Here is a 9849-nt window from a genome sequence, read left to right as displayed (position 1 = left end):
ATGAGTTTTGTGAGGGTCGGCGCGTCCGACTCGCCGGCTGCGGGCGTGCCCCAGGCCTGCAGCAGCTTGACCGCCCATTGGTGCTCGCGATCATAGTCCGGCGGTCCGAGCGGCTGATCCTCTCCGGTGCGGATGAGGTTGTAGATGAGCGCCAGTCGATACCCCGAGACGACGGGCAAGACCTCGTGGAGACAGTCCGCATAGAAGGCCGCGAAGGCGACCTCGGAGGGCTCGTCCCGACGCAGATCCAGGCGCACCTCGCGACCCCGATGACGCACCAGCAACTCGCCGCCGCGGTGCTCCGAAGGCAGGACGACCACCAGCGTGGCGAACATGCCGGACGCCTTCTCGCTGTCGCGGTGGCTGACAAAGAAGCTGCCGGTGTCGTAGACCAGCAGCTTGTAGAGCTCGGCCGAGACCGCTCCGTGCACCCCGAGTCCGGCCGTTGCCCGGGCGACCATGGTCTCCAGATCCTGCGCCCACGCCTTGCCCGAGATGTGCACCCGCGCGCCGTCGATCTGCCAGGTTCGGCGCACGCCGGTGTCGACCAGGGTCTCGGTGCCGCGGCCGTAGGGGGCCTGATCCGCTTGGGCGATCAGGGCCTCCGCCTGCGTGGCCAAGAGCGGGAGCGACAGGGCGCCGACGCCCTCGACCTGGATGCGCGGCGGATGCATGTCGATGGTGCCGGTCGCGTGGAAGTCGCCGGGCCGATCGACCTCGCCGAGAAGTGTCGCCAACGATCGGGTGAGTTGAGCGCTCATGGGGCCCCATTGATAGAGAGAACGGATTGCTGCGTCGGATGCCTGCCTGCGTCGCCGATCGAAACAGGTCGAAAACCGATGTGGATCTTGCCACCGATCGCATCGGGTTTCATCACGCGCGCGAAGCGTCCGGCTGGTTCGCCCGGGGTGGCAAGTCGGCGAGCATGGGGTATCATCGTGAAGCCTTTCATGCTCGGAGAGCAGCGTCGGTCGAGAGGCGGGCACTGGAATTTGCCCCCGAGCTCCCCAACGTTGCACCGGGCGGGGAAATCAAACCAACATGGAGACTGTCGAATGAACCGAATCCTAGCCAGCACCGTCCTCGGGGTCGCCGCCCTGGGCTTCGCCAGCACGGCACTCGCAGACCTCAAGCCCGAGGAGCAGATCCAGTTCCGGCAAGCCGGTTACAGCTTCATGAGCTGGAACATGGGCAAGATCAAGTCGAATCTGGAAGGCGACTACGACTCGGCGCAGGTCGCCGCGGCTGCGAACGCGATCGCGGGCATCGCCAATTCCGGGATGGGCGCCCTCTACGGTCCGGGAACCGAGAAGGACGTCGGCAACGTCAAGACGCGGGTCAAGCCGGAATTCTTCGAGAATATGGAAAACGTCGGTACCATCGCCAAGAACTTCATCGCGGCCGCCGACAATCTTTCCAAGGTTGCTGCTACCGGCGACCAGGTCGAGGTCTCCAACGCCTTCGGTAAGCTCGGAGAAACCTGCAAGGCGTGTCACGACGAGTACCGTATGAAGGATTGATCCGCGATCCTCGTGGATTTACGACAAGGCCGCCGCGTTGGCGGCCTTTTTCATGATGCCCGCGGAGGGCTGACGATGCTTGGCTTCAAGGCACTCATCTTCGACGTCGACGGCACACTCGCCGACACCGAGCGAGACGGACACCGCCCGGCCTTCAATGCAGCCTTCGACGAGGCCGGTTTGCACTGGGTCTGGGACGTGGAGCGCTACGGCCAGCTGCTGCGGGTGACGGGCGGCAAGGAGCGGATCGCGACCTACATCGCGGAGGAGGGGATCAGTCTGGATCCGTCGCTCGACGCGGCCCAGGTGATTGCCGGTCTGCATCGCGCCAAAACCCGCCACTATGTCTCGCTGCTGGAAGGCGGCGCCATCCCGCTGCGGCCGGGTGTGCTGCGCCTGTTGCGCGAGGCCCGCGAGGCCGGCGTGCGTCTGGCGATCGCGACCACGACCACACCCGAGAACGTGAGCGTGCTGCTCGACAACGCCGGCGAGCCGGGCCTGCGCGATTGGTTCGAGGTGATCGCCGCCGGCGATATCGTGCCCGCAAAGAAGCCTGCGCCCGATATCTTTCTGCTGGCGCTCTCGGAGCTCGGGCTCGACGCGGCCGATTGCGTGGCGGTGGAGGACTCGGACAACGGTGTCCGCTCCGCGCTGGGTGCCGGTTTACGCGCTCTGTTGGTGACGGTGAACGACTACACGGCTGCACAAGATCTAAGCGACGCCCCGCTGGTGGTTGATCACCTGGGCGAGCCCGATCGAGCATCACGCGCCTTGATCGGTGACTTGGGCGACAGCCGGATGGTGGACCTCGAGACGCTCGATCGGCTGCATCGAGCCGCCTTCGGTAGGGTCTGAGTCCAGCCGCGTGACACCGACCACAGCCGTCAGCCGCTTGTCCGGCAAGGCCCGTCGGGTCGAGCCCTTCCACGTCATGCGCCTGCTCGCGCGGGCCGGCGAGCTGGAGTCGCTCGGACGCTCCATCGTGCACATGGAGGTCGGCGAGCCGGATTTCCCGACACCCGGTCCGATCCTGGAGGCAGGCCGACGCGCCTTGGCCGACGGCCATACCCGCTACACCTCGGCCGGCGGGCTTCCCGCGCTGCGCCGGGCGATTGCCGACTATTACGCCGATCGGTACGAAAACCCGGTCGCACCCGAGCGGATCCTGGTCACGCCGGGTGCCTCGGGTGCCCTTCAGCTCGTCTTTCTGGCCCTGTTGGACCCAGGCGACGGCGTACTCATCTGCGACCCGTCCTATCCATGCTACCGAGAGGTCCTGCAGCTCATGGGGGTCGAGCCGATCGCCGTCCCCGTGGGCTCGGACACCGATTATCAGTTGACGGCCGCGCTGGCCGAGGCTGCTTGGTTGCCGGGCGTGCGAGCGATCGTTGTCGCCTCCCCGTCCAATCCGACCGGCTCGTCGATCGCGCCCGAGGTTCTGACTGATCTTCATGCGCTTTGCCGAGACCGCGGTGCGGCGCTCGTCGTCGACGAGATCTACCAGGGCCTGACCTACGATGTCCCGGATCGTACCGCGCTTTCGCTCGGCTCGACCGATCTCTACGTGATCAACAGCTTCTCGAAATACTTCGGAATGACCGGCTGGCGGCTCGGTTGGCTCGCCGGTCCGCAGGATGCGGTCGAGGTCATGGAGCGGATGGCGCAGAACCTCTTCATCGCCGCGAACACACCCGCACAGCGCGCCGCGCTGGCGGCCTTCGATCCGGCGACCATCGAGATCCTGGAGTCGCGCCGTCTGGCCTTTCAGGGGCGACGCGACCGTCTGCTGCCCGCGCTGCGCGATCTCGGGTTCGGGATCCCGGTGCAGCCGAGCGGTGCCTTCTACCTGTACGCCCGCTTGCCCGAGGGCCTGGAGATCGACTCCATGACCTTCACCGGCCGGATGCTGGAAGAGGCCGGTGTTGCCCTGACGCCCGGTCACGACTTCGGCCGACACGCCGCGGGACGTCATGTCCGTTTCGCCTACACCCGCGAGATCGAGGATCTCGACGAAGGGGCCCGGCGTATCGGCGACTGGCTGTCGAAGATCTGATCCATGGCGGATTTCAAACCGCTCGATGCCGCACAGCGCGAGGCAAGCGAGCTGCTTCTGGCGCTGCACGAAACCCTTCTGCACACGCCGCCACGTCAAGCCGATCGAGGCTTTCTCGGACGCGGGCTGATCGGTCGTCTGGCGGGCCGGCGCGGCGGCCCGGTGACCCCGGTCCCGGGCCTCTATCTCTGGGGCGGGGTCGGCCGCGGCAAGACCTACCTGATGGATTGGTTCGTTCAGGATCTCGACCTGCCGGGCAAGCGCCGCATCCATTTTCATCATTTCATGCGCGACGTGCATGACCGGATGTCGCGCCTGCCGAAACAGCCCGATCCACTCGAGGTGATTGCTCAAGGTCTGTGCGAGGAGGTCCGCGTCCTCTGTCTCGACGAGTTCCTGGTGACCGACATCACCGACGCCATGCTGCTCCACGGTCTCCTGAATGCGCTCTTCGCGCGCGGTCTCACGCTGGTCACCACCGCCAACACCCGCCCCGACGATCTCTATCGCAATGGCCTGCAGCGCGGGAACTTCCTTCCCGCCATCGATCTGCTCAAGCGCCACACCCGCGTGTTCGAGCTCGACGGAGGCAACGACTACCGATTGCGCGCACTGACCAGGACCGGCGTCTTCTTCGGCGTCGAAGAGAATGGTTGGGAAGAGACCGAGCGCGGTCTGGCGGACTATTTCGATCGCCTCACCGGCGGACACCAGGGTGGATCCGATGCCTTCTCGGTCAACGGACGGACCTTTCCGGTGCGTCGCCAGAGCGCGGATGTGATCTGGTTCGATTTCGACGCACTCTGCGGCGGTGCCCGATCCGCGGCGGACTACATCGAGATCGCCCGCGAGTTTCACACCGTGCTGCTGTCCGGTGTGCCCGTCCTGGGGCCAAAGCACGAGGCAGCGGCGCGTCGTTTCCTGCATCTGGTCGACGAGTTTTACGACCAGCGTGTCAAGCTCATCCTCTCCACGGCCGCCCCTATCGATCGTCTCTACGCAGGCGGATTGATCGATTTCGCCCACGAACGGCTGCTCAGCCGGCTCACCGAGATGCAGTCCGAGACCTATCTCGCCGCGCCGTCCGCCTGATTCCTCCGCAACGACGACGGGCCGTCCGCTCCGGCAGCTGATCCTTGCCGTTGGAATCCCGCAGGTTCACCACGATCTCGCCCCTATATCAGTTATCACAAGGAGCGGGAACATGAGCGTCGTGCATCTGAGCGCGCCCACGATCGATCCGGACGAGGTCGCCTATTTCGAACGACTCGCACACCGTTGGTGGGATGCTGAGGGTCCGTTCTGGCCCTTGCATCGTCTCAACGCCTTTCGCGTCGACTACATCCGCCGACATCTCGCCGAGTCGTTCGGACGGGATCCGGATGCCGAGCGCCCGTTCGAAGGGTTGAAGGTGCTCGACATCGGCTGCGGCGGCGGGATCCTCAGCGAGTCCATGGCGAGGCTCGGTGCCTCGGTGACGGGTGTGGAGATCACCGAGAAAAACGTGCGCGTGGCGCAGCTCCACGCCGAGTGGAGCGGCCTGAAGATCGATTATCGCTTGGGCACGGCCGAGGATCTGGTGCGCGGCGGAGAGCAGTTCGATGCCGTGTTGAACATGGAGGTGATCGAGCATGTCGAGCATCTGCCCGAGTTTCTCGCCGACTGCGGCCGTTTGGTGCGACCGGACGGGGTGATGTTCATTGCCTCGATCAATCGAACGATCGCGGCCTTCATCGTCGCTATCATCGGTGCCGAGTATGTGTTGCGCTGGCTCCCCAAAGGCACGCATCACTACCGCAAGCTGGTCCCGCCGCGGGAGGTGGAGGCGCTGCTGGGCAAGGACTTCGATGTCGAGGACCGGACGGGAGTCCGGGTCAATCCATTCAATCGCGTCTTCAGCTACACACGCTGGATGGGCGTGAACTATATGTTGTTCATGAAACGTCGCTGACGGAGACGCGTGAAACGCAAGGAGCGGCGATCTTGTCCAATGTGAGGTTGTCGAGGCCAGTGCAGTGTCGAGGTCAGTCCCTTGCGGGGGTGATTGGGTTTGGAGGGCAGGAGATGAGCAGAGAAGACGAATTCGAGGGTTGGGTCGCCTCCGTGTCCCGCGGGGACTGCGGGTTTACCTACATCCGGTTCTATGCCGACGCCCCGGAGTGGGTACGCGATACGGCGGTGAACCGCTTCGGCAAGGGAACGGTGTTCCTGCCCCCTGCAGAAACCAAACCGAAGGCAGCCGCGGCCTAACCCGCCGCGATCGCGAGCACCTCGCCGAGGCCGCAGTCGATGACCTCGACAGGTGTGTAGAAGTGAGGTGAGAAGCGAATCCCGCCGCCGCGTTGGGCGCAGAGAACGCGGCGCTTCATCAAGCCGGCGTAGAGCTCGGCCGACGGTGTCCCGGGAATCCGAAAGGTGACGATGCCCGCGCGTCGCTCGGTGGGGCGCGGCGACAAGAGCTCCAAGCCATGCCGGTCGATCGCCTCGATCAGATACGCCGTCCGCTCGTGAAGCTGGCTCCGGACCTGCTCGATGCCGACCTCTTCGATGAGCGAAAGACTGGCCTCGAGCGCATGGACGCCGAGCAGGTTCGGGCTGCCGCACTCGAAGCGCCTCGCGTCCTCGGCGGGCTGCCAGTCCCGGCGGTCGAAGTCTCCCGAGTGCTCGAGCATGTGCCATCCGAACTGGTGCAGGGTCAGCGTGTTCCGCAGCGAGGGGCGAACGTAGAGCAGGGCGACGCCCTCCGGACCCAACATCCATTTGTGTCCGTCGGCCACGACGAAGTCCGCCTCGGTGCGCGAGAGGTCGAAGGGCAGGGCGCCCAGGCCCTGGATGGCGTCGACACAGAAGAGAATGCCGTTGGCCCGACAAAAGGCGCCGATACGCTCCAGGTCCAGCCGCAGGCCGCGCGCGTATTGCACCCAACTGACCGCGATCATGTGGGTGCGCGGGGTGCAGAGCGCGAAGAGGTCGGCCTCGGGATCGGTCGATCCGTCCAGATCGAGCGCCTTCCAGGTCACCCCTCTAGGCGCCAACGACTCCCACACGACCCGGTTGGACGGAAACTCCTGCGCGACGCCGACGATCTCGTCGCCATGTTGCCACGTCAGGCCGTAGGCGATGATCGAGAGCGCCTCGGAGGTGTTCTTCGCCAGCGCGATGTCCGCCGCCGAATCGGCCCCGACGAGACGCGCCAGACGTTCGCGCAGCCGGCGCTCCGTCGCCAGCCACTGCGGATAATGCAGGGACCCAAGCCGCCTGTTGTCCTCGGCGAATCGCGCGACGGCCTCGGTCGCGCGCCTCGGCCAAGGTCCGACGGCCGCATGATTTAGGTGGCAGAGGGTCGGATCGAGGTCGAATTCGTCCGAGGCGAGACTCAACCGTCGCTCCCCGGTGCCGCGGCGTCGGGTGCCTGCTGCGCTTGGGTCGGCGGCGCCGCAGGTGCGGCAGGGGGCGCTGCAGGCGCGGGAGTCGGCGACGCCGCGCTGCCGCTGGAGGGCGGACTCTGCGGTGCCGCGGCCGCCGGCGCGGCCGGCGCAGGATCCGACTGCGCGGCCGCCGCCGGGGCGGCCGGTGTCGCAGGCGGTGCCGCTGTCGGTGGTGACGATTGTGCCGGCGGGGCGGCGACCTCGGCCGGTCGAGCCGTCTCCGCAATTGCCGTTGCCTTCGCTTCGGGCGGCGTCGCCGGGCTGGCCTCGGCCCCTGTTTGATCCGGCGCTGCAACCGGTTGCGCGGCGGTTTGGGGTGCACGCTCGGGTGACTCCGTTGCCGAGGTCGGCGCAGGGGTGGCCGGAGTTGTCGTGACCGACGTCGCCGGTTGGACCTCGGCCGCTGTGGGGCCGGTTGTCGGGCTCGGCTCCCGCGCTTCGGCGGTCGCGGTCGACGTCTCCGGCGCGGATGCCGGTGCCGCGCTGGTCGACCCGGCAGTCGGCGCACCCGCATCGGAGGCCGGCGACGGCGCGGCGGCCGGGGTCGCTGACGCCTGCTGTGTCGGGCGCGAATCCGCGGTCGGGCGGGCAGTCGACGGCGCTGTGCTCGCAGCGGCAGGCGTCGCCTCGGCGCTGCTCGCTGCCGCCTGTGCTGCATTGGCCTGGGCGATACGGCGCTGCTCGGCCTCGCGTTTGGCGCGCGCGGCTGCAACGCGCTGCTTCTCGACGTAGTTGCCGTAGCTCGGTCCGGATCCGACTATGGTGACCTGCGTACCATGCGAGACGTGCTTGAACAGAACCGGGGCGAGCGTGCTCGGCAGGCGGATGCAGCCGTGCGAAGCCGGTTGACCGGGACGCGGTATGGGTCCGGCATGCAGGCCGATTCCGTCGTAGGTGAGGCGCATGAAATACGGCATGTGTGCGCCTTCGAAGCGCGCGCCGGCCGGGATCGGGTCGCGGCCCGATTTGGCGTTCGACCGGACGACCTTGCCGTTCTTGACGACCTTCCCGTAGAGGTTCGAGCGCTTGTTCTCGACCTTCTCCATGACGGCGAATTTGCCGGTCGGCGTCGGGTGCTTAGGCAGACCGCTCGCGACGGTGCTCCAGCCGATCTCGTCTTCGCCGACGAAGAAGCTTGCCCGCTGTTTATCCGTATCGATGACGATGTGCGAGACCTTGCGCCCGTCGCCGTTCCACTCGTAGAGCTTGGAGGGTTTCGGCTTCTCGACGGGGCCTTCGACGCGCTCCTCCGTCTGCGCGGGCGCCGGCTGCTCGGCGACGACCGGCTCTTCTGGCTTCGGATCGGCCTTGCCGATGAAGCGCGCCAGCTCGGTGCACCCCGTGAGGGCCAGAAGCATCGCGCAGGCACCCAGGGCCTTGATAGAAAGGGAGAAGGCTTGGGGCAAGCCCCGTCGTTGCATTTGGCTCATAGCGTCGTGTTCTTTGCCGGGGTCCCGGCCAAGCCCGGGACATTGCGATTGGTCAATTCGAGTCAAGGATAACGCGATGAAGCGCGAAGGGCACGCCGATCGGTCGTTTCTTGACTTCCTCGTCTTCGTACCGACCTAGCCGGCAGGCGAGGAGGTTTGCTCTCCGAGCCGACACGCGGTCGCGGTCCGAATTCCGTCAGACCGACTTTACAGCCGCCCTGGCCCGCCGATGCGGCGCTCATTCGTTAGGGAGTATCGGATGCTGATGGATCGCGCCTCGAAGCCTACGCTCGACACCGAACCCGATGGTGTGGAAGCCGATGCGGCGGTGATGTCGCGCCGCCGCGCCCTGTTCTTCTTCCTGATCGTCGCCACGACCGCTTGCGCAATCGCCCTTATGGTTGCCACCCTGTCGATCGGCGGCTTCGACCTTCTCGATGCGGTGCTGACCCTGTGCTTCGCGTTGACCTTGCCCTGGACCGTGATCGGATTTTGGAACGCCGTCATCGGCTTCGCTGTGATGCGTCGCCACCGCGACCCGGCCGCCGCCGTCTGTCCGCTCGAAGCCGACCCACCGAACGCCGTTACCGCCAAGACCGCACTTCTCAGCTGTATCCGCAACGAGGATGCGGATCGGGTCGTGCGTCATCTCGATCGGATGATCCAGGGCCTTCAGCAGTCGGGATATGGACAGGCATTCGAGATCTTCGTTCTCAGCGACTCGACCTGGTCGGAATGCATCGAGGCCGAAGAAGCCGGCGTTCGGCGCTTGCGCGAGCGCTGGACGCCACACGTGAGCATCCGATATCGACGCCGCCCGGACAACCCCGGATTCAAAGCGGGAAACATCCAGGATTTCATGGCGCGCTGGGGTGACGACTTCGATTTCGCTCTGGTCTTGGATGCCGATAGCCTGATGGCCCCGGAGACGATTCTGCGCATGGTCGGCATCATGCAGCGCAACCCAAGTCTGGGTATTCTGCAGAGCCTGGTTGTCGGGTTGCCGTCGTCGAGCGCATTCGCACGGATCTTTCAGTTCGGGATGCGCCTGGGAATGCGCTCTTATTCGCTCGGCAGTGCCTGGTGGCAGGGCGACAGCGGACCCTACTGGGGACACAATGCGCTCCTGCGTGTCGAGCCCTTTCGCGCATATTGTCGACTCGACCCGCTGCCGGGGCGCCCGCCACTCGGCGGTTGGATCCTGAGCCACGATCAGGTCGAAGCCGTGCTGATGCGTCGCGCCGGCTACGCGGTACGGGTGCTGCCCCTCGAGCGCGGAAGCTGGGAGGAGAACCCGCCCACCCTGGTCGAGTTCGTCCGACGCGACCTGCGCTGGTGTCAGGGCAACCTCCAGTATCTGCGCCTGCTCGGGATGCCGGGTCTACACTCGATCGGGCGGGTCCAGCTGGTCTTGGCGA

General features: G+C 66.1%; 10 protein-coding genes. 7 read left to right on the top strand and 3 right to left on the bottom strand.

Annotated features, from left to right (window positions below):
* The coding region (locus VLR48_RS06580) for a 2OG-Fe(II) oxygenase (protein WP_325291007.1) at positions 1 to 761 on the bottom strand (761 nt) is incomplete at its 3' end.
* A 294-nt stretch (positions 762 to 1055) separates the two neighbouring features.
* Between VLR48_RS06580 and VLR48_RS06575 the strand changes: the two genes are divergently transcribed.
* The 6 genes from VLR48_RS06575 to VLR48_RS06550 all read left to right on the top strand — a co-directional run bounded on the left by VLR48_RS06575 (position 1056) and on the right by VLR48_RS06550 (position 5823).
* Entirely contained in the window at positions 1056 to 1520 is a 465-nt protein-coding gene (locus tag VLR48_RS06575) for a cytochrome c (protein WP_325291006.1), read from the top strand.
* 75 nt (positions 1521 to 1595) lie between these two features.
* Positions 1596 to 2375, top strand: coding sequence for an HAD family hydrolase (locus tag VLR48_RS06570; protein ID WP_325291005.1), 780 nt, complete (start codon positions 1596 to 1598; stop codon positions 2373 to 2375).
* Positions 2376 to 2451: 76 nt separating this feature from the next.
* Positions 2452 to 3573 carry an aminotransferase class I/II-fold pyridoxal phosphate-dependent enzyme gene (locus VLR48_RS06565; protein ID WP_325291008.1) on the top strand — a complete coding sequence of 374 codons (1122 nt, stop codon included), beginning with the start codon at positions 2452 to 2454 and terminating at the stop codon, positions 3571 to 3573.
* Positions 3574 to 3576: 3 nt separating this feature from the next.
* Positions 3577 to 4665, top strand: coding sequence for a cell division protein ZapE (gene zapE / locus VLR48_RS06560; protein WP_325291004.1), 1089 nt, complete (start codon positions 3577 to 3579; stop codon positions 4663 to 4665).
* Between the two features lie 112 nt (positions 4666 to 4777).
* Positions 4778 to 5524: a bifunctional 2-polyprenyl-6-hydroxyphenol methylase/3-demethylubiquinol 3-O-methyltransferase UbiG gene (gene ubiG, locus VLR48_RS06555; protein ID WP_325291003.1), complete on the top strand. Its 747-nt coding sequence runs from the start codon at positions 4778 to 4780 to the stop codon at positions 5522 to 5524.
* A gap of 113 nt (positions 5525 to 5637) precedes the next feature.
* A complete protein-coding gene (locus VLR48_RS06550; RefSeq protein ID WP_093037113.1) occupies positions 5638 to 5823 on the top strand; it encodes a hypothetical protein in 186 nt (61 codons plus the stop codon).
* Here the strand turns inward: VLR48_RS06550 and VLR48_RS06545 are convergent.
* Both VLR48_RS06545 and VLR48_RS06540 read right to left on the bottom strand, forming a co-directional pair.
* Positions 5820 to 6953, bottom strand: a complete 1134-nt coding sequence (locus tag VLR48_RS06545) for an aminotransferase class V-fold PLP-dependent enzyme (protein WP_325291002.1) — start codon at positions 6951 to 6953, stop codon at positions 5820 to 5822. The two genes, VLR48_RS06550 and VLR48_RS06545, sit on opposite strands and share 4 nt — an antisense overlap.
* Complete coding sequence (locus VLR48_RS06540; RefSeq protein ID WP_325291001.1) at positions 6950 to 8431, bottom strand: L,D-transpeptidase; 1482 nt, start codon at positions 8429 to 8431, stop codon at positions 6950 to 6952. Before VLR48_RS06540 ends, VLR48_RS06545 begins: the two co-directional genes overlap by 4 nt.
* Positions 8432 to 8696: 265 nt before the next feature.
* On the opposite strand from VLR48_RS06540, the gene mdoH reads away from it, so the two are divergent.
* A partial coding sequence (gene mdoH, locus VLR48_RS06535; protein WP_325291000.1) for a glucans biosynthesis glucosyltransferase MdoH occupies positions 8697 to 9849 on the top strand: 1153 nt, incomplete at its 3' end.

Source organism: Thiocapsa sp. (genome assembly GCF_035467215.1).
Lineage (GTDB): Bacteria > Pseudomonadota > Gammaproteobacteria > Chromatiales > Chromatiaceae > Thiocapsa.
This window is presented reverse-complemented; position numbering and strand designations above follow the sequence as displayed.